At 56.5% G+C, this 22,810-nt stretch carries 17 protein-coding genes and 1 other RNA gene; 4 read left to right on the top strand and 14 right to left on the bottom strand.

The window, feature by feature from the left end:
- Position 1: 1 nt before the first annotated feature.
- Complete coding sequence (locus FQ185_RS23115; protein ID WP_149419452.1) at positions 2–2,851, top strand: DEAD/DEAH box helicase family protein; 2,850 nt, start codon at positions 2–4, stop codon at positions 2,849–2,851.
- Between the two features lie 46 nt (positions 2,852–2,897).
- Here FQ185_RS23115 and FQ185_RS30245 read toward each other — a convergent pair whose 3' ends face one another.
- The 6 genes from FQ185_RS30245 to FQ185_RS30710 form a co-directional block, all read right to left on the bottom strand.
- Positions 2,898–3,071 carry a hypothetical protein gene (locus tag FQ185_RS30245; protein ID WP_178113585.1) on the bottom strand — a complete coding sequence of 58 codons (174 nt, stop codon included), beginning with the start codon at positions 3,069–3,071 and terminating at the stop codon, positions 2,898–2,900.
- Between the two features lie 10 nt (positions 3,072–3,081).
- Positions 3,082–3,579, bottom strand: coding sequence for a DNA repair protein RadC (gene radC / locus FQ185_RS23110; protein ID WP_149419451.1), 498 nt, complete (start codon positions 3,577–3,579; stop codon positions 3,082–3,084).
- A 27-nt stretch (positions 3,580–3,606) separates the two neighbouring features.
- On the bottom strand, positions 3,607–4,506 hold the full coding sequence (locus FQ185_RS23105; protein ID WP_149419450.1) for a hydrolase or metal-binding protein: 900 nt from the start codon (positions 4,504–4,506) through the stop codon (positions 3,607–3,609).
- Positions 4,507–4,596: 90 nt separating this feature from the next.
- A complete protein-coding gene (locus FQ185_RS23100) occupies positions 4,597–5,598 on the bottom strand; it encodes a YqaJ viral recombinase family protein (protein WP_149419449.1) in 1,002 nt (333 codons plus the stop codon).
- Positions 5,599–5,677: 79 nt separating this feature from the next.
- Complete coding sequence (locus FQ185_RS23095; protein WP_149419448.1) at positions 5,678–6,646, bottom strand: DUF932 domain-containing protein; 969 nt, start codon at positions 6,644–6,646, stop codon at positions 5,678–5,680.
- Between the two features lie 72 nt (positions 6,647–6,718).
- Positions 6,719–7,069: a hypothetical protein gene (locus FQ185_RS30710; RefSeq protein WP_149419447.1), complete on the bottom strand. Its 351-nt coding sequence runs from the start codon at positions 7,067–7,069 to the stop codon at positions 6,719–6,721.
- Positions 7,070–7,395: 326 nt separating this feature from the next.
- Between FQ185_RS30710 and FQ185_RS23085 the strand changes: the two genes are divergently transcribed.
- Both FQ185_RS23085 and FQ185_RS23080 read left to right on the top strand, forming a co-directional pair.
- Positions 7,396–9,705: an AAA family ATPase gene (locus tag FQ185_RS23085; RefSeq protein ID WP_149419446.1), complete on the top strand. Its 2,310-nt coding sequence runs from the start codon at positions 7,396–7,398 to the stop codon at positions 9,703–9,705.
- Positions 9,702–11,651 (top strand): UvrD-helicase domain-containing protein, encoded by a 1,950-nt coding sequence (locus tag FQ185_RS23080; protein ID WP_149419445.1) that lies wholly within the window; start codon positions 9,702–9,704, stop codon positions 11,649–11,651. The genes FQ185_RS23085 and FQ185_RS23080 overlap by 4 nt, the downstream gene beginning before the upstream one ends.
- A gap of 96 nt (positions 11,652–11,747) precedes the next feature.
- Here the strand turns inward: FQ185_RS23080 and FQ185_RS23075 are convergent, their stop codons facing one another.
- The 8 genes from FQ185_RS23075 to FQ185_RS23040 form a co-directional block, all read right to left on the bottom strand.
- Positions 11,748–13,004: an integrase domain-containing protein gene (locus FQ185_RS23075; protein WP_149419501.1), complete on the bottom strand. Its 1,257-nt coding sequence runs from the start codon at positions 13,002–13,004 to the stop codon at positions 11,748–11,750.
- Between the two features lie 184 nt (positions 13,005–13,188).
- Positions 13,189–13,582, bottom strand: a transfer-messenger RNA (tmRNA) gene (ssrA, locus tag FQ185_RS23070).
- Between the two features lie 95 nt (positions 13,583–13,677).
- The gene (locus tag FQ185_RS23065) at positions 13,678–13,956 is read right to left on the bottom strand and encodes a hypothetical protein (RefSeq protein WP_149419444.1); all 279 of its coding nucleotides are present in this window, start codon (positions 13,954–13,956) and stop codon (positions 13,678–13,680) included.
- 215 nt (positions 13,957–14,171) lie between these two features.
- A complete protein-coding gene (locus tag FQ185_RS23060; RefSeq protein ID WP_149419443.1) occupies positions 14,172–16,982 on the bottom strand; it encodes an FAD-binding and (Fe-S)-binding domain-containing protein in 2,811 nt (936 codons plus the stop codon).
- Positions 16,979–17,650: a lactate utilization protein C gene (locus FQ185_RS23055; protein WP_149419442.1), complete on the bottom strand. Its 672-nt coding sequence runs from the start codon at positions 17,648–17,650 to the stop codon at positions 16,979–16,981. Before FQ185_RS23055 ends, FQ185_RS23060 begins: the two co-directional genes overlap by 4 nt.
- The gene (locus FQ185_RS23050; protein WP_149419441.1) at positions 17,650–19,104 is read right to left on the bottom strand and encodes a LutB/LldF family L-lactate oxidation iron-sulfur protein; all 1,455 of its coding nucleotides are present in this window, start codon (positions 19,102–19,104) and stop codon (positions 17,650–17,652) included. The genes FQ185_RS23055 and FQ185_RS23050 overlap by 1 nt, the downstream gene beginning before the upstream one ends.
- Positions 19,101–19,925: a (Fe-S)-binding protein gene (locus FQ185_RS23045; RefSeq protein ID WP_149419440.1), complete on the bottom strand. Its 825-nt coding sequence runs from the start codon at positions 19,923–19,925 to the stop codon at positions 19,101–19,103. Before FQ185_RS23045 ends, FQ185_RS23050 begins: the two co-directional genes overlap by 4 nt.
- Positions 19,926–20,071: 146 nt before the next feature.
- Positions 20,072–21,766, bottom strand: coding sequence for a lactate permease LctP family transporter (locus tag FQ185_RS23040; protein ID WP_149419439.1), 1,695 nt, complete (start codon positions 21,764–21,766; stop codon positions 20,072–20,074).
- 263 nt (positions 21,767–22,029) lie between these two features.
- On the opposite strand from FQ185_RS23040, the gene FQ185_RS23035 reads away from it, so the two are divergent.
- Positions 22,030–22,797, top strand: coding sequence for a GntR family transcriptional regulator (locus tag FQ185_RS23035; RefSeq protein ID WP_149419438.1), 768 nt, complete (start codon positions 22,030–22,032; stop codon positions 22,795–22,797).
- Positions 22,798–22,810: the final 13 nt, after the last annotated feature.

Here is a 22,810-nt window from a genome sequence, read left to right as displayed (position 1 = left end):
GATGACTGAACTAAACAAGGATCGTGTAGTTGCCCAAATTAGTCAGCGTCTTTCGTTACGCAAGCCTCAGGCAGAGGCGCTGCGGCGTCTCGATACCATCGTAGGGCTGATTGACCCGAAAAAGGACACCGATCTAGACGCCGCTCGGGAGCAAGTACGCCAGACATTCGGTGAAGTGACTGATGCAGATTTTGCAGATTTTGAACGCAATTTCCCATCGGTGTGTTTCTCGGTTGCCACTGGTGTCGGCAAGACTCGCTTAATGGGCGCCTTCATCAGCTATTTGTACATGATCGGCAAGAGTCGCAACTTTTTTGTTCTGGCGCCGAACCTAACGATCTATGAGAAATTGCTTTTCGATTTTGATCCGCGCAGCCCTAAATATGTGTTTAAAGGCATTGAAGCCTTTGCCCATAACCCACCGTTGATTGTTAACGCCGAAAACTACGAAGAAGGCCGTGGCGTCCGCGGTAACGACCTTTTCGGCCGTGAAAGCGTGATAGTTAATATTTTTAACATTTCCAAAATTGACTCGACTACGAGTGCTGTTAATCCAAAATCTAAGCAGAAAAGTAATGTCCCTCGGATTAAGCGACTGCAAGAGTACATTGGCGATAGCTATTTCTCGTACTTGTCTGAGTTGGATGATTTAGTACTGCTGATGGATGAAGCGCACCGTTATCGCGGTACTGCCGGATTCAAGGCCATTGCCGAGTTGCAGCCGATTATGGGCCTTGAGGTGACGGCGACGCCGAAAACCACGGGTAGCAAACCTCAGTCGTTTAAGAATGTGGTGTACCGCTACGAGTTGCCGGATGCGATGGAAGATGGCTACGTCAAAGAGCCCGCTATCGGCACCAGGGCGAATTTTGATCCCAAATCGGTGGATGCAGAAACGCTAGAGCGCATCATGCTCGAGGACGGTATTAACTACCATGAGCATGTCAAGGTTGCCCTTGAAATCTATGCTAAAAACCACGACAAGCCGATCGTACGGCCTTTTATGTTGGTGGTTACTAAAGACACGGCCCACGCCTCTGAGGTGAGGCAGCTCGTCGAGTCAGATGAGTTTTTTGCTGGTCGCTATCGGGGTCGGGTGATTGAAATTCACTCGAAGACCTCGGGTGAAGAGACCGACGAGAATGCTCAGCGCCTGCTTAACATCGAAAAAAGCGGCGATACGGACATCGTTATTCACGTTAACAAACTCAAAGAAGGCTGGGACGTTACTAACCTGTTTACCATTGTTCCATTGCGTGCCTCAGCTTCCGATATTCTGACCGAGCAAACCTTGGGGCGTGGTCTGCGCTTACCTTATGGCAAACGCACGGGGGTGGCTGAAGTCGATCAGCTCACCGTGATTGCCCACAACCGCTTCAATGAACTGATTGAGTTGGCCAAAACTGCAAACGGCGTTACCAAGAAACTCAAGCAAGTGTTTATTGGTGAGGACGGTGACGTTACCTCAACGAAACCTGAGGTCGTCACTACGCTGAATGTGGTGCAGCACTTGGTGCAATCCATGCTGCCGAAAGCAGAAGGTGGTGAAAAAAGCACTGCCTACCAAATTCCTGCATCCTCAAACCCTGTCGGTGTGGCAGAGACGTCAGCGCCTTTTATTTTGCAAACAGCGCAAGAAGTGGAAGTGGCCGAGAAGGCCCTTCAGATTGTGGTTCAGCAGACCGCTAAACAAGTAGGAAGCCTTGCGGATATCAATAAACCGGAAGTGCAAGCCGCGATTGTTCAGGCCATTCAATCGGAGCAAACACCGCAAGCTGAGATCTTCCCGGTTGAAACGCTGAAAATTGAAGCAATCGTGAAGTCGATTTGCAGTCAGTTCGTTGAGCGAATTATTGCCATTCCGGCATTGACCATCACACCGACCCAAAATGTGTCTTTTGGTTTCAAACCGTTCGCGCTGGATCTTAAACACTGGAACCATCAACCGCTCTCGAACGAGTTATTGATTCAGGTCTTACGCACAGAGAAAACGCAGTCCATTACCGGTGATGCCCATGATGAGCAGCAAGAGTGCCTAGAAAACTATATCGTTGCCAAACTCATGGACTTCCCAGAAATTGATTACGACTCGCACGCCGAGGTGCTTTACCAGCTGGCTGGCCAAGTGGTTGCTCACTATCAGGCCAAATACAATAAGCTCGAAGAGTTGCGTAGTGTGCTGCAAGGCCACTCTCGGCAAATGGCCGATGCCATTTTTTCGGATATGAAGAAAAATATGTGGCGCGGGAAAACCAATTACCGCGTTACCGTGAGTGCCGCCTTCCAAGATTTGCGTCCACAAACTTTCGAGAATGCGGGCAGCCAATATTCATTGGATTTCCGCCAAGCACCGCCAAAGCTGAACGAGATCAAACGTTATATTTTTAGCGGTTTCAGTAAGTCCTGCTATCCACTGGCTAAGTTTGATTCAGATACGGAACGTAAACTGAGCGAAATTTTAGAAAAAGAAAACGGCGTTAAGCTGTGGATGAAACCCGGCCCCAACCAATTCAAGCTGTATGACTCAGATGGCTTGCCTTACCAGCCGGATTTTGTGGTTGAAATGCAAGACCGCATTTTAATCATTGAAACCAAGCGCGCGGATGAAATTAACGATGCGGTGGTATTGCGCAAAGCAGAAACCGCAGCGCTTTGGGCACATATCGCCACTGAGTTCCATGCGAAGAAAACTGGCGGTAAGCCGTGGTCTTATTTATTAGTGCCACATACGGACGTGGTCGGAAACTCTACGTTGGCGGGTCTTGCCGCAAAATACACGCGCCAAGCAGACACTGAGCTTTTGACTCGCTATGAGCTATCTAACGAGCTGGATGTAGCTCTGCATACATAGGTCAGCCACGCAAAAAGGGTAGCTTCGGCTACCCTTTTTTTGCTGCTCATGGATGAGCCGTAATGCGTACTTTGCAGTAAATCCAACACGCCACAACCACGACCAGAATGAGTGGCGGAAATCGCACTATCAGAATCACCAGCAGCAACACTGTAAAGCAGCCCGCAAGGATGCCGGCAAATACGAATACTGCCGTAATGGTTCGCAGTAGTTGCTTCATTTGAGCTTCCTCACAGAACCCCAAGTTCTGCCATTGAATTGCAACCCTCACGCCCAACCACGATGTGGTCGAGCGTACGTACCCCCACAAGACTCAAGGCCTCCTTTAACTTTTGGGTAAGTACACGATCTGCCTCACTGGGCTCGGGGTCACCGGAAGGATGGTTGTGTACCAGGATCATCGCTGCAGCGTTGTATTGCAGCGCAATCTTCACCACCTCTCTTGGGTAAACGCTGGCACCATCCAGCGTGCCTCTGAACAGTTCGTGAAAGCCCAGCACCTTGTGTTTGCTGTCTAGCATGAGTAAGGCAAAGACCTCATGTTCGTAATCTGCGAGAAGTGTTTGCAGGTGGCTGAATACCTCTTGGGGTGAAGTCAGAGCCCGCCCACGACGCAAGCGCAGATTGGCCAATTGTCTGGCCATCAGCAGAATGTCGTCTTCGGTCACAGGGGATTCAACTTCATACGCGCCCGCCGTTTCGCTGGCTTTGAGTTTGTGTAATCTCATCTTCAGCTCCGTTGGCTGTTGGCCGTGTTAGTGGTTGAGTGATTGATGCTGGGCTTCGAGCTTCTCAGCCAAGCTGACCTTGTTGATGGTGACTAGGGTTGGTGTGGGCGCAGGCGGTGCAGTGCTTTCAGCGGTAAAGAACTCTTCAATCAAAGCGCCGCTATCTTCTTCGCTGTCCTCGAATGCACCGTTGGCAAAGCCACGTCGAGCTGCCTCATCCAATGCGTTCTGATCGAAGCCGGTGCTTAGCCGCTGTTCATCGAGATTGTTGGCAGCCTGCAGCGCCTCAGCCATGTTCATGCCACCGCTTACAGTCAGGTCGACATAGAAAATCGGCGTACCATGGCTCTGGCGAGTCGACTTTCCGCGTAGGCGCAATTCCAGCGGCAGGCATGCCAGCCGATTGCCGGAAATTGCCTGGAAGTAATGCAGCCGAGCGGCCAGTGTGCGGATGCTGTTAAATCCAGTGGTGCGGAACACGAAGCTGCCGAGCGGATCATCATCACCGATCAGCACGTTCAGCCGACCGTAGGGTTTGCAAGCGCCACCTTTGGCCAGCGGGCAGGCATCCGGCGATGGGCAGGGCAACGACTGCATGCCGTCCTGGGTGACACGCTTGCAGGTCTCGCCATTGCCGACGCAAAGTGGCCTGCCAGACTGCCGGTCAAAGAGCGTGTAGTCAGCGCGGAAGTTCAGCTCAGGCTCGTTGAATAGCAGGCGCACCGGGATGCTGCGCAGTTTGTCCTGCTGACTTTTGCGCAGTTCCTCATTGAGCGGGTGCAGTAGCCAACCGTCCCTCCCTTGTACCTGCGAAGTAATGGTGAACTGATCATCTTTCTCCGGCAGGCGTTTGCCGTTCTTCTCGATGACCTTGCCGATGGAAATTCTGCCCAATACGGGCGGGGTTATTGCCAAACCTTTGAGCATGGTGATTCTCCTGAAAATGGAAAAGGCCAGCCACGCAGAACGAACTGCATGGACTGGCCAAAGAGAGGGAGTGGTTGAAGTTGGTGAGAGTCAGCCGACCAGAAAGCGCCGCGCCCCGGTTTTTAGCAGCGGGTATTTGGCCTGCAGATGGGGCTTTTCCTTGAGCAGTTGCGGCACGTCGAGACCGATGCTGTTTTTGGCTTTGCGCCAGCTGATAAAGCCGTTGCTGAACTCAGCTCGGGTCGCTTCCCCCATGGCTTGCTGCAACAACTGCTTGAGCTGGGCTTCGCGCGTTTCCTTCTCGCTGATGTACTGGCGTACAGCTTTGAGCTCCAGGTAGGCCGCTGCCAAACCGGCGCGGCCACTGAAATCGACGGTCTGGCCGTTGTCCTCTGGGTATAGAGCGCGCAGCGCCGTTTCAGCCGAAGCAGAGCCGTCGGCTGGGGGTGGCGTGTCGGTCTCGACGTAGTGCCAGAACTTACGCTCCAGCTCGATCAGGCGGGCAATCATCTGCTCGTCCCGTTCGATGCGGTGGATCTCCAGCGTCTGACCACCGAGCAATACCGCTACATCCGCCGCTTGCTTGCCGGTGACCGCGAGCTGGTGCATTACCTGCAGTTGCACATACTCGGGCACGCCTTCTTTCCAGAGGCGTGCGCCGTTTATGCCGGCTGTCTTGCATTCGAGGATCTGCACATCGTCAGCACCGATTACCTCTCGGTCGATATTGGCGAGCATCCAGGACAACTCAGGGTTTGGATGCTGTAGTACGGCGTTGATGCGCCGTACGCGTTTGCTGGTGCGCTTGCTGTAATGCCAAGCCACGATCGGCTCCAGCACATTGCCCCAGTACATCGGGCTTTCCTCATCGTGCGGATCGGCCTTAGGCAAGGTGGTATCGCGACCTGTTTTCTCCAGCCATAGCTCTAGCTGCGACTTGTAGGGATTTAGGCCTACTGCAGCGCCGGCATCCGAGCTGCCGATGCCCTGTTTACGCACCATCAGCCAATCTTCACGCGGTAATTCCTTGGTACTGATTAAACGCAGCGCCGGGCGCGGCTTGCTGGCGCGGCTCAACGGAGTAGCTTTCATAGCGTTCACCTTGTGGACATAGAAACGCCCGATCAGCAACCAAGCTGATCGGGCGTTATGGGGTGGAGGAGGTAAGCGGTCAGGCGACCAGTTGCAGAGCGGTGTCCAGGGCGCGTTGCTTGATCTGCGCGCCTTGGCCGAACCAGGCCGAGTCCATGCGGTACTCGTTGCTGCGGGCGCGGCGCTCGTGATCGACAAACTCGGTCACGGCATTGAGCAGGCCCCATGCGGTGCCACGTGCCGAGTCGAGCTGACTGCCCCGACCACGACCCTCGTACAGTTCCTGGACCTTGCGCAGGGCACGCTCGTTGGGCAGAACCTCCGGCAGAGCACCGGTCGGATTGGTTTCGCACAGCACGTTCATGAAGAAGCCCAGTGCCTCATGCCACTGCACCTTGCGTTCTGCCAAGGCGCGCATGCGGTACATAAAGTCGTCCCATTGCGAGACGGCGATACCGAGCTGTTTCTTTACCGCCTTGGGATCGAAGCGCGTGTTGTGCGGCACCTTGATCGCGCGGCTGGTGCCGTCTAAGGCGATGGTCAGTGTGTTATTGCACACCACCCGGAGGGTGGTGGGTGTCGCGGTAGTCGCAAGGGTGCCGTCGCAGGAAGTTGCCAACAGCAGGTAGCCATTCACTTGGTCGTTACCCTTGAGCGCTGCACCTTGTCCGGTACGCGCCAGCGCCCAGAACTTGCGGCCACCTTTGAGCACGCCGGCTGTTTCCAGCTCGTAGCCAGAGACCTCGGTCAGGTCTCGGTAGAACTCCAAAACTTCCCTTGGCTGCACGGTGTGATAGCGATTGGAGACCACTGATAGCGGTGCCTTGGTGTCCGAGCGGAACAGTACCTTCTGTTCTGGGTACGAGTGAATAGAACCCAGATGAGCAATCGCATCTGCCTTGAAATGTACGGGGCTTTCCTGGATTTTCCAGTCCATGCCGGCTTCGCGTTGCCAGACCTCGATGGGTTGTTTCTGAGTGAGCTGATTGCCCAGGCCATGCCATGGGGCTGCGCCCGCGTAGGCCATTGTTTCGACGAGATGAGCCATGGTTGAGATTCCTTTAGGTGCACGCCGGCATAAAGCGCTGAGCATGCTCAGTCCCGGTAATGATTGATGAGGTTATAAGCTAGGAGGTTGTTTGGATGTAGGCAGGTTGAAGCGATGACCACAGAGTAGGCAGAGGTTGTGGGCCAGGACGTGGCGGTCGAGCGATTCGCCCAGCTGCGCGCCGAGCGTGCAACCACCGACCCCACCGGCCAAGCCGCCGAGGATGGCACCCGATACGGAGCCGAGCATGACGCCGACAGGCCCGGCGATAGAGCCAATAAGCGCACCAGCCTGACCGCCAGTCAGTGCAGCACTTACGCCACGCGCAGCACCGCTCACGGTGCCGATGGCTGCGCCGATTTTCATGGCGTGATGGAAGGAGGCGACTTTGGGGGAGTGACAGCGAGGGCACTGCAATGACATGGGGCGAACCTCTTTGGTGGTGATGTCATTTCAGTTATGTAGGGCTAAGTTTTTTTTGAATCGAATGGCTGTGCTGAGAGCGACTTATCCAAGGTCGTAACGGGCTGCAGTCGGCAGTGGATTTAATCCTAAGTTGCCTGTTGCGTGGGGCAGAATGCGACCAACAGCCGAGAGTCGTTAGTGGCAAGCACGTTGCTGGTTTTTCTTCGGGCGTTACCCCGGCAAAGCCATGTGGCTTATTGCAATCAACAACATGTAGGATCGATTGGGTGCCCTAGGCTTTTCTATAGGAGCGTATCCCCATATTTCGGTTGAGAGTCGCATCAATGCCAGAAGCAGCCCCAGCTATCCCCGTATACGAAGGCATCACGCTCCGGTTTCTGGAACTCTGCCAGTTTCGTCGGCTGGGTAAGGTTCAGTTGGATATCGACAAGAAAACGACGATCCTGGTCGGCGCGAACAACAGTGGAAAGACCTCGGTCCTTGCCGCTCTGCGCCACTTCGTTGCGGACGGATCCCCATTCGGCGCCTTCGACATCAGCCTATCTCAGTGGCCAAAACTGCGAGCTCTTGGCAAAGCGTGGGAAGCACTGACCGAAGACCCATTAACAGTAGTCGGGCCTGAAGAACTGTGGAAAGAGCAGCTCCAGACACTTCTTGCGGCCATGCCGACGTTAGACCTCTGGTTCGATGCAGAGGCCGGAATGTATCACTATGTCGCGCCATTCCTTTCCAAGTTCAGCTGGAAAGGAGGTGCCGTCGGGGTTCGTTTACGATTGGAGCCAGCCGCCAGCGTTGATGAGCTCAAGCAGCTGGCCTGGGCGTATCACTCTGCGCGCTCGCCGGTAAAGGATATGGGTGCGGACTCGTTAGCGTGGCCCATTGACCTTCTTGATTTCTGGCTGCGTGAGCCATCGAAGCTCGGACAGGTTCGCGCATACAAGCTAGATGCAAATAACAACCCTATTGCGGGTTTCGCGGCCTATGCCACTCAGGCACTCGCTGCAGATGCCTGTCCAATTGAGCGTAAGCACCTTTCGAGATTGATGCGCGTTGACTTTGTCGCGGCCCAGCGTGGGCTCGGAAGCGAAGAGGCAGATTCACGGTCTGCCTCGGGGCCGCATCGGGTTGGCATGTTTTCAAACCAACTTCTCAAGTTTGCGCGACAGCACTTGAACGTTGCCAGCACCGGGCATGGCCAACGTGCTGACCTTATCAAGGCCGTGGCTGAGGCGCAGAGAGACTTAGACAAGAAGATTCACGAAGCCATCGCCGATTCTGTTGAGGAAGTGAGGGAACTCGGCTATCCGGGTCTGAATGACCCACAAGAAATTCGCTTCCGTACGCGCATCCAGACGGCTGATCTGCTCGATCATGGAACCGCTGTTCAGTACAGCATGCAAAAGGAGTCATTCGAAGAGCTCCTTCCCGAATATTCCATCGGGCTCGGCTACCAGAATCTCCAGTCCCTCAGCTACCAACTGGTTTCCTTCAAAGCCGCCCGGCTCAAACCTGAAAAAGGCTCTCCTGCACCCGTTCACTTAGTGATGATTGAGGAGCCTGAGGCGCACCTCCATGTTCAGGTGCAGCGCATCTTCCCCGGCAAGGCGCACAAGCTCATCAGCCCGACAGAGAAAAACGCGCCAGCCCTCAAAAGCCAGCTACTCATTAGTACCCATTCGAGCCATCTTGCTCATGCGGAGAACTTTGACCGGCTTCGATACGTTCGCCGCATCGCGAAGAGCGCGGCGAACCCCATGCCAACAACCGAAGTGGTCAACCTGGGGCAGGTCTTTGGTGATGACAAAAAGACCCGTCAGTTCGCGGAACGCTACTTCCGCGTTCAGCACACAGACTTGCTGTTTGCCAACGCAGCCATTTTCGTTGAAGGCGTTGCAGAGCGCATGTTGGTGCCGCTTTTCATTGAACGCGACTTCAAAACACTGAACAGCCGCTACGTGTCATTTCTGGATATCGGAGGGAGCCATGCTCACCGACTCAAGCCACTCGTCGAGAAGCTCCGGATTCCTACGGTCATCATTACCGACATCGACCCCTCCGAAGAAAAGGAAGGTAAGCCTAAGAAAAATGGTGAGCCGACTAAAAAGCTCGTCGCGGTTGCGAATACGGGGCAAGCTGGACTTTACTGCGGCAACCCGACTCTTCGTGGCTGGCATCCGAAGCTGCAGCAACTCGATGATTTGAAGAACCCGACTGACGCTCAATTGGTATGGAATGAGATCGCAGATTGCCTGGTGCGTTTCGCCTGGCAGTTGCCTGTCGCCGAAGCTGACGGCGGCTGGCCCAGCACGTTTGAAGACTCACTCGTCCTCACGAACGTGGCTTGGTTCAAGGGCCTGATGGATGAGAAATTCGATGAGAGTGGCGTGGAAATTGAAGCCCCGACAGGGGCACTTGGCTCTGTCTCAAAAAGGGCGGCTGAGGCTGGAAGCTTTCCAGAGCTGCTAGGTGCACTTCACACACTCATGCACAGTTCGTTCGATAAAGGGGACTTCGCCGCGAGTATCTTTGAAATGGTCTCGTCGGATGAGCCAGTCGTATGCCCAAAGTACATCGCGGATGCCCTGGCCTGGCTGCAGGCGCAGCTTGAGCCAAATCAGGAATCGATGGTATGAGCGCGATCCCTAACGTTGCCAACAACAACCGAGATGCTGGGGTCGTCGAAGAAATCTGCGGGTATCTCACGGAGGATCCTCCGCGCAGCTACTTCCTATTTGCCGGCGCGGGCTCTGGGAAAACACGTACGCTTGTAGAGGTGCTACGTCGGATGACGGGTGTCGTGGAGCACGAGAAAGGCAGCTGGTTTGCGCGGCACTTGAGGATGTACGGGCGCTCGATACGCGTGGTCACGTACACGAAGAACGCGGTCGCGGTCATTCGCGGGCGCCTCGGTGACAACGATTTGGTAGGGGTCTCCACTATCCACGCGTTTTGCTGGGAACTCATCAGCGGATTCAACGATGATATCCGCACGGCGCTCATCGCACTTAAGGAGGCTCAGTTCGAAAAGGAAACGGCGGAAGCGCTAGCAAAGCCGAGGGGAATCACGGCGGCAAAACAGCGGGACCTGGATGAAATCAAGGAGGACATAGAAGGGTTCAGGGGGACGGATGTGTTCATTTACCATCCGGACCGAGAGACGTATGGTCCCGGTGCGCTTGCCCACAAGCATGTTCTCGACGCAACGGCCTGGCTCCTCAAGAACAGGCCTACGCTCCAGACTATCCTCAAAGACCGTCACCCTGTGGTACTCATCGATGAGTCGCAAGACACGATGAAGGGCATGTTGGATGCCTTGATGGGGCTTGCGGAGCCAAGGGGGAGTGGCCTGACTCTCGGACTGCTCGGCGACCATCGGCAGCGGATCTATACCGACGGGCATTCGGATCTTCCGAGTTTGGTTCCTCCGAACTGGGCGACGCCGGAACTGCAGATGAACCATCGCAGCCAGCGCCGAATTGTCACCCTCATCAACAGCATTTGGGAAGCGGAGCTCGCGGGTCGGACTCAACCTGCGAATGGTGTAGAACAGCATTCAAGAACCGAGAAGACGGGAGGGGTTGTCCGGCTCTACGTCGGTGACACGTCGCTTTCTCCAGAAAATAAGGTTCTCGGTGAACGCTGGTGCGCAGACCAGATGCGGGAGGTGAGCGGGTCAGCCGCCTGGAGCCAAGGCGAGTACCAGTTGCTCGCATTGGAACACAAGCTCGTCGCAACGCGCGGCTCGTTTCTCGAAGCGTTTGGCGCCATGGCCCTGCTTGACCCGAATGCTGCCGCACCTACTGGAAGTGGCGAAAACAAGGGGCCTGCAGCAGTACAGGTTCTATTGAACGAACTTGCCCAGCTAGAGGCGTGCGTTGGTGCTGATGGCGCTGTTGATGAGTTCAAGGCCACAGAGGTTTTTCGGCGCTACGGCCGTCTCGATGAGATGCCCGAGAACACGGAGGAGCGAGCAAGCCGCGTCGACGAAATGCTTCAAGCCATTGAAGTTTTCGCCGCAGCTTGTGCAAATCCGATTTCGACCGTGGAAGAGGTGCTTGAACCGGTCTTGAGAGCAAAGTTGTTTGAGGTTGATCATCGTATCTCGGCGGCATACGCAGACAAGTCGCCCCCACCTCCAGTGCCCGGTAGAGGCGAAGAGGAGTCCAAGCAGGACCGGATGCGCCGTGGCTGGTGTGCACTGTTCGATTCCCCTTGGAATCAGTTACAAAAGTACCGCACCTACCTCGCCGGGAATTCAGTGCTGGCCACCCATCAGGTCGTCAAGGGCTCTGAGTTTCTCCATGTCATGGTTGTGATGGACGACAAATTAGCTGGCGGCAACCAGATTTCCTACGACAAGATTTTTGGTGGAACGGAACTCAGCAAGACGGACAACGATAACGTAGGGAAAGGCAAAGAAACTACCATCGACCGTACTCTACGACTTCTGTACGTTACCTGTAGCCGTGCCCAGGAGTCGCTTGCTCTTGTGCTCTGGTCATCCGATCCTGCAGCAGCGCTAGCGCGAATTAAAGACAACGGCTGGTTCGCTGACGGGGAATTTGAAGCGATTCCGTAGACTGCTAACCGATGACATAAGTGTTTTCGAAGCGCCCTCCTCTCGGTGTAAGCAGTTACAGGCGGAAGATCGCTTGTGGCCGATATTAGCCCTTTATCAGCGTATCGATACGACCTTTTTGTCCCGGCTTTCCTTGATAGCTGACACGGAGAGGTTGCCAGTGGCAGCCTCTTGGATGTGCTCGCTCCACCAGGCCATCATTGGCCGTCTGCGCTCGATATAGTCCGCCCGGTTATAGGCGCTGCGCACCTCGTCCTTGTCAACATGGGCAAGTGCCACCTCGATCAGTTCAGGGTCCCAGCCGCGCTCGTTGAGGATGGTGCTGGCCATTGAGCGCATGCCATGGCTAACCAGGCGGCCTTCGAAGCCCATGCGCTTTAGCGCCATGTTGGCGGTTTGGCTGTTGCAATGGGTCCGCGGATTCCGGTCCGCAGGGAACACGTATTCCCGGTGCCCGCTGTAGGGTTTAATTGCCTCCAAAAGCGCGAGTGCTTGATCAGTAAGCGGCACGATGTGTATACGTCGTTTCTTCATGCGCTCAGCAGGAATCGTCCAGATACGCTTTTCGAAGTCGATGTCGGCCCAGCGCGTTGTAGCAGCCTCTGCTGGGCGAGTCATAGTGTTGAGCTGCCATTCGATCAGACAGCGCGTAGTTCTTTTTATGCTGGCATTGGCAATTGCCACCATGAGCTCTTTCAGCTCATCGGGAGCAAGCGCCGCCATGTTCTTCTTTTTCGGTTTCTTGAAGACAGAACGAATCCCGCTAAGCGGGTTTGCGTGAATCAGTCCCGAGTTGACCCCGTGAATCATGATCTCGTTGAGTCGCTGACTCAGCCGCTTGACTGTTTCCAGGCTACCTTTGGTTTCAAGTGGTCGGAGTAAGTTAATGACCTGAGGGGCGCTGATGGCTGCAAGCGGTGTGCTGGCCAAGTCCGGGAAAACGTGCAACGTCAACGAGCGCCAGATGTCCTCGGCATAAGCTGGTGTCACTGCATCCTTCTTCAGTTCATACCAGGACGTCGCAACATTCTGAAATGTGTGCTCAGTTTCAGCTTGCTTTGCTTGCAGCACTGCATCTCGTTGATCTTTAGGATCGAGGCCTTGGGCAAGTACTTCTCTCGCTGCAATGGAACCCTTTCGTGCCTGCGCTAACGAGACTTCAGGGAAGGTACCTAAGCCCATGTTGATCCGCTTCTTCGTCACGGGGTGTCGATAGTTGAAGTTCCATAGCTTAGAGCCATTGCTTCTCACTCGCATTTGAAGTCCGCCGCCATCAAATAGGACGTAGTCTTTTTCAGCAGGCTTGGCAGATTTGATTTTGAGTTCAGAGAGGCGGGTAGCTTGTGCGCACATTGGCATTCCAGAATTGATTTTGGCATTCCAAAAATTAGCACCTAAGGGCTTGGAATGCCATTTGGAATGCCAAAAGGCGTGGCTGCTCATGGACGTCAGTGGACCCCGGTAGCGCTGAAAGCCCCGAATTTACTGGATTTCAGGCACAAAAAAAGACGTCCGTGGACGTCTTTAGATGTATAAGTGGTGGAGCCGGGGGGATTTGAACCCCCGTCCGCCAGTACTCCGCTGTCGGTACTACATGCGTAGCCGTGTCTATTAAGTTAACCCTCAGCGACCCGACGGGCAGGGTGCTTTGGGCGAGTTGTGTAAGTTTTAGCCGCTTCGTCCACAACGTACTGCACGGCGATTCTGTTCTATATGACAATCACTTTGGGTTTACAGACATCCCCTGATGATTGCTGGACCCGAAGGTACCAGGAGGGAAGGGCTAAGGCTGCTTACGCAGCGAGAGCGTATTCCCCGTAGGTTTCGTCATTGGCAACTATAGAAAGTTGCAACAGTGGATTTACGAGTTCTGTTACCAACTCGGCATGCACCTAAAGTTTCGCAACCGGCGTCGAATCCTAAACGGCCCCGAGCCTGTTGCTCTGTGAATCAAAGTGAGCAACAAGCCTGCGCAGTGTACGCCAACACACGTCAGAAGGCCAACCCGAAGGTTGGCCGCTCCTGACTATGGGTTGGGCTCGTTGGACAGTTTGTCGGCACGCGACAACGCCTGGGTGGCCTCGGTGACACATTTCTTATCATCGCCGGCGGCCTGCGATGCCTGGGCGCTGGCAAGCAATCTATTGAGCTCCATCTTGGTGTTTTCGGAGGTCGCCGGCAGCGAGGTCACTTTGTCTCTGAGTTCTTGCACCTTGGCGGTACAGAGGTCGTTGTCCGCAGCGAACACGGGAGAGGCCAACATTGCAGCGCTAATGAACAGACCAGCGAGTGCGGTACGTTTCATAGGTATTCTCCTGAACTGATGGTCTCGGTGCTGCCGTATGGACTGGCTGCTCTGCCGAGGTCGTAATAAGCCACGTTCATTGGGGCCTAATTAAATGACTACGCCGCTGTACAGGAATTCGGTTTTTTTTTTGAAAGGCTATGAAAAACCCGCTTATCGGGTGAAAAACGCACTAAAAAGGGGCGCAATTGCCCCTTTTAACTGGTGAAAATGCTTCAGGCCGACTTGGCCTGAGTGACGCGGTCGACCAGATAAACCAGCCCGTGGTAGTCAATTCCACCGTGCTGTGTCAGACCAATCTCACAGGTACGACTGGTAGAAATCCCCTCACTGCACTGCTGCACTGCATCCTTGAGCGTGCGCAGCGAATGAGCATTCAGCTCGGGCGTGGTGAAGCCTTTGTCACCGGCAAACCCACAGCAGTGGATGCCTTCGGGAATGACCACGTTTTTGCTGCACTTGCGCGCCAGATCGATCAGCGCCTGGCTCTCGCCAAGATGCTGAGTGCTACAGGTGACATGCACCGCGATCGGCGCTTCCTGCGGCGTGAAGTCCAGTCGATCCATCAAATGCGTACGGATGAACCGCACCGGGTCGTACAGGTCCAGGCGAACATCGCCAAGGTCCTGGGCCAGACGCAAGGTGCAGGGGCTGGTGTCGCAGTAGATGGGATCGAGCCCGCCGCGACTGGCGTGCAGCAAGGCGCCGATCAGTTCCTGGCGTTTGTGTTCGCCCTGTTCGGCGTAACCCTTGGACGCGAACGGCTGACCGCAGCAGAGGTTGTCCAGGTTGTCCGGGAAGACCACTTGGTAACCAGCCTTTTCCAGCAGCCCACGGGTTTTGTCGTACAGCGACATCTGCTCTTTATCACCCGCCGCCGGGCCCATTGCCCGCGACACGCAGGCCGCCAAGTACACCACTCGAGGGCGTTCGTCCGACACGGTGGGGCTGAAGCGAATGGCTTTTTCAGGCTGCGGCATGGCGTTTGTCCATTGCGGGACCTGACCTTTGGATAAGCGCGTCAGTGTCGCCGAAAGCTTCGCCAGCCGTGGCGCCCCCAGCAGCATCCGTGCGCCGTTGGCCACATGCAGAGTGAAGCGCGCACCTTGCAACGCGGTGGCGAAATTGCCTTCCAGCCAATTGGCAGTTTTCGTATGAGTTGCCTTACGACTGCGGAGCTTTTTCACCAGCTCGCCGGTGTTAATTCCTACAGGGCAACGTTGTGCGCAGAGGCCGGTGGCGGCGCAGGTGTCGATGCCTTGGTATTCGTAAGCGGCTTCGAGTTCGGTGGTGTCGACGCCTGCGCGTTTCTTCGCTTGAATGTCGCGCCAGATCACGATGCGCTGGCGCGGGCTCAGGGTCAGGCCTTTCGACGGGCAGACCGGTTCACAGAAACCGCACTCGATGCACTTATCCACAATCTCATCGGCGGCCGGCAACGGCTTCAGGTGCTTGAGGTGGATCTGCGGATCCTCGCTGAGCACCACGTCCGGATTGAGAATGCCGTTAGGGTCGAGCAGGCGTTTGAGCTGCCACATCAGCTGATAGGCATCGCTGCCCCATTCCAGTTCGACGAAAGGCGCCATGTTACGGCCAGTGCCGTGTTCGGCTTTCAATGAACCGCCGAACTCCACCGCTACCAGTTGCGCCACGTCGTCCATGAACGCCTGATAGCGTGCGACTTCTTCCGGGTTGTTGAAGCCTTGGGTGAAGACGAAGTGCAGATTGCCTTCCAGCGCGTGTCCGAAAAGGATCGCTTCGTCGTAGTGATGTTTGTCGAACAGCTCGATCAGGCGGTTTACGCCGATGGCCAGTTGTTCAACCGGGAAGGTCACGTCTTCGATGATCACCGTGGTGCCGGTTTTACGCACGGCGCCGACGGCGGGGAAGGTGTCCTTGCGAATCGCCCAGAGCCGGGCGTTCTCCACTGGGTCTTCGGTGAAGTCGACTTGTTTCTCCACCGGGAATGAGGTCAACGACGCCATGATTTGCGCCAGTTGTTCCTGCAGCAACGTGGACGATGCAGCGCGGGATTCGATCAGCAGCGCGCAGGCATTGTTCGACAGCTGTTGTACGAAAGCCGGCATGCCGGGTTTGTCCTGCACTGAACGCAAGCTACGGCGGTCCAGCAGTTCCACGGCGGACACCGGTTGGCTTTTCAGCACGCTGACGGCGTTGCAGCAGGTCTCCACGTCCGGAAAAACGATCAGCGCCGAGGCCTTGTTCGGATGATCGATCACCGTGTCGTAAGTCACCGCGCTGATAAACCCGAGCGTACCTTCGGAGCCCACCAGCAAGTGGCTCAAGATATCCACAGGCTCGTCGAAATCCACCAGCGCATTGAGTGACAGCCCGGTGGTATTTTTCAGACGGTATTTGTGGCGAATTCTCGCCGCCAGTTCGGCATTGGCGCGGGTCTCGCGGCCCAACGTTGCCACGCGTTCAAGCAGCGTCGCGTGGCTCTCACGAAACGCCGCAACACTCGCCGCATCTTCGGTATCGAGACGGCTGCCGTCGGCCAGCACCAGACGAATGCCAGCCAACGTGTGATAGGTGTTTTGCGCCGTGCCGCAGCACATACCGCTGGCATTGTTGGCGACGATGCCACCGATTTTACAGGCATTGATCGACGCCGGGTCCGGGCCGATCTTGCGCCCGAACGGTGCCAGCCATGCGTTGGCCTGTGCGCCGATCACACCCGGTTGCAGACGGATTTGCGTGCCTTGGCCACGGATCTCGCGACCGTTCCAGTTATCCCCCAGCACGATCAATACCGAATCGCTGATGGCCTGGCCGGACAAGCTGGTGCCGGCGGCGCGGAAAGTCACCGGGACCTGATCCCGCTGCGCGAGTTTGAGCAGCGCTACCACTTCATCTTCGGACTCGACGCGAATCACCAGTTTCGGAATCAGCCGGTAGAAACTGGCGTCGGTGCCGAAGGCCAAGGTCGACAGCGGGTCGTCGAAACGTCGCTCCTGAGGAATCAGTCGCTGCGCATCTCGCAGGAAAGTCGCAGGTAGATTCATTGGTCCTCCAGGATCATGACCACGAGGTCTTTCGGACCGTGAGCGCCGTAAGCCAGAACTTGCTCGATGTCAGCGGTTTTTGACGGGCCGGACACCAGCAGGGCGTTGGTCGGCATGCCTTGGGCCCACTCGAATTCCTGCTGCACTTGATAGAAGTTGTCGCGGATTTCACTGGCCTTGAGCAGGGCGAAATGCACGGGCGGCACCAGGCTCATCAGGCGCGGTTCTTCCCGCGTCGGCCAGAGAATCAGGCTACCTGTGGCGGCAATTGCGCCGAGAGTGCCGGTCAGGCTGGCCGGCGTGTCGTTGAACAACTCGGCTTTCCATTCTTCAACTGGACGGTCGTAGGATTTGAGCGTTGGCAGATCAGGATTTTTCGCCCAGTGCTGAGTGACGCGTTGCCCGTGAAGTGTAGTCGGTGCAATCAACAAACTCGGCAACTGACGGTCCCGCAATAACTGAGCAAGCAACGAAGGCCAGCCATCGCCGGACGTCAGGTGGATTTCGGTGTGCACCGCTTCCATCAGTTTGCGCAGCTGCGGGATGCGTTGCTCATCGGTGTAGGTGTAGGGCGCCGTCACCAGTTCGACGTCGAACTCGTCAGGCACCGGCGTGGTGCCCGTCAGACTTTTGCGCAATTTGCCGAGGATGTTTTGCTTGGCGCTCATCAGCGATCTCCCTGTTTGGCCAGATGTTCGCGGGCCATGTCATGCAGTGAGCGGGCAGCGGGTTTCGGTGCGCTGTGGTTTTGCGTCCACGGGCCGACATTGCTCGGTGCAAGAGCGCGCAAGCGAGTGGCGAAGAAACCGAACAGGCGATAAAGCGTCGGCGAGCTGTTGAGCTTCGCCCAAGCATTCCAGATAAACCGTTCTTTGCGCGAGTACTTGCTGCCTTGGCCGCGCATCACTTGGTGAGGGCTGTCCGGGGCTTTGACGTTCTCTTCCCGTAGGCGACGCAGCAGCGCCGGAATCGGAATTTTTACCGGACAGACTTCACCGCAGGCGCCACACAGCGACGAGGCACTCGGGTGGTCCGGGACTTTCGCCAGGCCGACCATGTGCGGGGTGATGATTTTTCCGATAGGCCCAGGGTAAACCTCCCCATAGGCGTGGCCGCCGATTCGAGTGTAGACCGGGCAATGATTCATACAGGCGCCGCAGCGGATGCAGTTCAGGGTCTGGCGCAGTTCGCTGTCGGCGAAGGCCTGGCTGCGACCGTTGTCGAGCAATACCAGGTGCACTTCCTGAGGGCCGTCGAGTTCATGTTCCTTGCGTGGGCCGGAGATCATGTTGACGTAGGTGGTGATCGGCTGGCCGAGGGCTGAACGGGTCAGCAGTGACAGCAGCGGCACGACATCACGCAGGTTTTCCACGACTTTTTCGATGCCGGTGACGGCGATGTGCACCGGTGGCACGGTGGTGGTCATGCGCCCGTTGCCTTCGTTTTCCACCAGCAGCAAAGTGCCGGTTTCGGCCACGGCGAAGTTGACGCCGGAGACGCCGATGTCCGCTTCGAAGAATTTCTGCCGCAAGACCTTGCGACCGATCTGAATGAGTTGGTCAACGTCCTTGGTGTATTCCACGCCAAGTTTGTCGTGGAACAAGGACGCGACCTGACCGGCGTTCTTGTGGATCGCCGGCATAATAATGTGTGAAGGCTTCTCATGGTCGAGCTGGACGATGTACTCGCCCATGTCCGATTCCAGGCATTCAATGCCCTGTTCAGCGAGGAAGTGATTCATTTCCATCTCTTCGCTGACCATCGATTTGCCCTTGATCACTTGCCGCCCCTCGTGAGCGCGGATGATCGAGAGGACGATGCCATTGGCTTCGTCCACCGTTTCCGCCCAGTGCACTGTCACACCGTTGCGGGTCAGGTTCTGTTCAAGCTGCTCGAGCAGGTCGGGCAACTTGGATAACGCACGGGCGCGGACAGCATTGCCCAGCGCTCGCAAATGTTCTCTTTCGTGGGCATCGCTGAAGGACGCTGCCCGTTTTGTCATCAGCGAATCCATCGCCGTGCGAAAGTTGTTTCGCAGTTGCTTGTCACCCAACGCCTTGTGAGCCCGGGTGCGAAAATCTTCTTCCACGGCAACCGTAGGAATAATCGCGGAAGCGTTCATAGAACACCTCCGGTTCGCTGCCAAAGGAAGCTGGCCAGGTGTTGGCCGCGCAACGCTTCCTTCTGTTTTTCCAGCGAGCCGTTGATGTTCATCAGGCAACCGCAGTCGGCACTGAGCACCTGGTGCGCGCCGGATTCCTTCAACGACCGGGTCTTGTCAGCCACCATCGCGCCGGAAATGTCTGGCATACGGACGCTGAAAGTCCCACCGAAGCCACAGCATTCGCTTTCGTGACTGTGATCGACGCGTTCTACGTTGCCCAGCTGCGCCAACAACTCGCGGCCGTGCAGGTGGGTGTTCATTTCACGACGTGCCGAACACGACGTGTGCAACGCCACTTTCACAGGTGTGCCACTGTCCTTGAGCTGCACCTTGCAGACAAACAACAGGAACTCGGCCAGTTCATAGGTCCGGGCAGCCAGCGCCTGAACCTGTTTCAACGTTTGCGGCTCGTCTTTGAACAAGTCGACATAGTGTTCGCGCAGCATCCCGGCACACGATCCCGACGGCACCACCACCGGATAGTCCCCGGCGAATAGCGCCAGTTGCGAGCGCGCCACGGTCCTTGCCTGCTCGGTATAACCCGAGGTGTAGGCCGGTTGTCCGCAGCAGCTTTGCCCCTGTGGATACTCGACACGAATGCCTTCGCGTTCCAGCAAGTGAATCGCGTCCATCCCAGCTTCGGGGTAGAACAAATCCACCACGCAAGTTCCGAACAGGTAGACCCGTGACGGTTTCTTGCTGGGGTATTGCCGAGGCTCGGGCAGTGGCGGGGCGACGCGGGTCGCATTCGGCACTGCGTTGTAAAAAAGCTCGCTCATCAGGCGTGTCTCTCGGCCGGTTACCCGTCCGCTGAGACTGCTGAATATAGAGAGGCAAGCTTTCAGCAGCCTTACAGACCGGGTTGTGAATAGCTGACGCCGAAATCTTGGTCCGGCGTCGGTTTTTTCGGTGTTTTCTGTAGTCCCTAGTGCACCAGCATGCCAGTGAGCCAATAGGCCTGGATGTAGGTGATCAGGCCGACGATCGTTGCGAAGAATAGGCTGTGCTTGAGGGTGAAGCGGAACAGATCCGATTCCTTGCCCACCAGGCCGGTCGCGGCGCAGGCCACGGCGATCGATTGTGGCGAAATCATCTTGCCGGTCACGCCACCGCTGGTGTTCGCCGCTACCAGCAACACATCGCTGACGCCGATCTGGTGCGCGGTGGTCGCTTGCAGCGAACTGAACAGCGCGTTGGACGAGGTATCGGAACCGGTCAGGAACACGCCCAGCCATCCCAGGAATGGCGAGAAGAACGGAAAGGCTGCGCCGGTGCCGGCCAGTACCAGAGCCATGGTCGAAGACATGCCTGAGTAGTTGGTGACGAAGGCGAATGCCAGCACCATGCCGATGGACAAAATCGGCCAGCGCAGCTCGTAGAAGGTCTCTTTCAAAGTGGTCAGACCAGTTCTGATATTGATCTTCAACACCAGCATCGAGATCAGCGCCGAGAAGAAAATCGCCGTACCAGTCGCGGAAATCGGGTCGAGTTTGAACACCGCCGGAATAGCGGTTGGTGCGGTCACGATCGGTGCAACCTTGATCACCAATTGATCAAGGTGCGGGATGGCGATATTAAACACCCAGCTGTACATTGAGCCGCCAGCGGCGAACATTGCCTTGAACGGTTTCAATGTCCAGATGGTGACCAGCACGGTGAGGATCAGGAACGGTGACCAGGCTTTGAGAATTTCACCGAAGCTGTACGGCGACGCCACGGTGCTGCGTGGCAGGCCGAAACCGCCAGCGCTGGCGCCCACCACGGAAGCCGAGACGGCACCGACGATGTGTTGGCCGGCAGCGCGTTTTGGTTGCCAGACTTTCAGGAACAGGGTCAGGGAAATCAGGCTGGCCAGGGCCGAGGTGATGTCCGGCAGTTCCGGGCCGATGAAGTTCGACGTGAAGTACTGGGTGATGGCAAAGCTCAAGCCGGCCACCAATGCTGCCGGCCAGGTTTCCCGCACGCCGCGCAGGCCATCCATCATGAACACCAGCCAGAACGGCACGAACAGCGACAGCAGTGGCAGTTGGCGACCGGTCATGGCGCCAATCTTGAACGCGTCGATGCCAGTCACTTGCCCGGCAACGATGATCGGAATACCCAAGGCACCGAAGGCCACTGGTGCGGTGTTGGCGATCAGGCACAAACCTGCGGCGTACAGCGGGTTAAAGCCCAGTCCTACCAGCAGCGCGGCGGTAATCGCGACCGGCGCACCGAAACCGGCGGCACCTTCCAGGAAGGCACCGAAGCAGAAGCCGATCAGCAACACTTGCAGGCGCTGGTCATCAGTGATCGACAGCACCGAGCTGCGGATCACTTCGAACTGGCCGCTCTTGACCGTCAGTTTGTAGAGGAACACGGCTGCCACGATGATCCAGGCAATCGGCCACAGGCCGTACGCGAAGCCATATCCGGCGGCGGCGAAAGCCATGTCGACTGGCATCTGGAAGGCGAAGATTGCCACCGCAATAGACAACGCCAGGGTGATGCTACCGGCCACATGGCCTTTGAGGCGGAACACCGCCAAAGCCAGGAAGAAAAATACGATGGGGATAACGGCTGCGAGCGCGGACACGCCGAGACTGCCGAGCGGGCTGTAGAGCTGTTGCCAGGTTTGCATATGGGGTGGCCCCTAATTGTTGTTGGTCAGGCACTGATCAGCGTTCTTGGTTAATTGGTAATACCAATTTACAATCGCTGTTGGCTAGGGTAAAAGCGTTGTAGGCGGCGTGTCAATTTGCCGACCTAGAACTTTTGTCGAATAAGCGGTGCAGAGGTCATCTGAGCCGTTTGATCAAACGCTATCTGATTAGGTGCTGGCACAGCGCTGATAGGCCAGAATAGAGGCCCCGGCGAGCCGTCGGGATCGTGGAGAATTGAGTTATGGGCTTTGATCAGATTCGTCAGCGCCGTTTGTCTGACGATATTGTCGAGCAGCTCGAGGGGATGATTCTCGAGGGCACGCTGAAGGCGGGTGAGCGCTTGCCGGCCGAACGTGCGTTGGCCGAGCAGTTCGGCGTGTCACGCCCTTCGTTGCGCGAAGCGATTCAGAAACTGGCGGCCAAAGGCTTGCTGGTCAGTCGCCAGGGCGGCGGCAATTATGTGGTGGAGTCGCTGGGGTCGACCTTCAGTGATCCGTTGCTGCATCTGCTGGAAAGCAACCCTGAAGCGCAGCGCGATTTGCTGGAATTTCGCCACACCCTGGAAGCCTCCTGCGCCTATTACGCGGCCATGCGTGCTACGGACGTAGACCGCGAGCGGCTGACCACGGCCTTCAACGAATTGCAGGACTGCTATACGCGCCACGACGAGGTAAGTCGGGCGGAAGAGGGGGCGGCAGATGCGAAATTCCATCTGGCGATTGCGGAGGCCAGCCACAACGCGGTGTTGCTGCACACCATTCGTGGGTTGTTCGACCTGCTCAAACGCAACGTGGTGACCAATATCGGCGGGATGTACAAACAGCGCACCGAAACCCGAGACATGCTGATCACTCAGCATCGGGAGCTGTATCTGGCGATTATCGAAGGAAGGGCGGAACAGGCTCGGGAAGTTTCCAGCCGACACATCTTGTATGTGCAGGAAGTGCTGGAAGAAGTGCGTCAGGAAGTGCAGCGCATGGCCCGGGCGGAGCGGCGTAAAAGGATGTAATGATCGTTCCCAC

The organism is Pseudomonas sp. ANT_H12B, assembly GCF_008369325.1.
GTDB lineage: Bacteria > Pseudomonadota > Gammaproteobacteria > Pseudomonadales > Pseudomonadaceae > Aquipseudomonas.
Note: the sequence above shows the minus strand (reverse complement) of the source record. Positions and strands in the feature narration are given on the sequence as shown.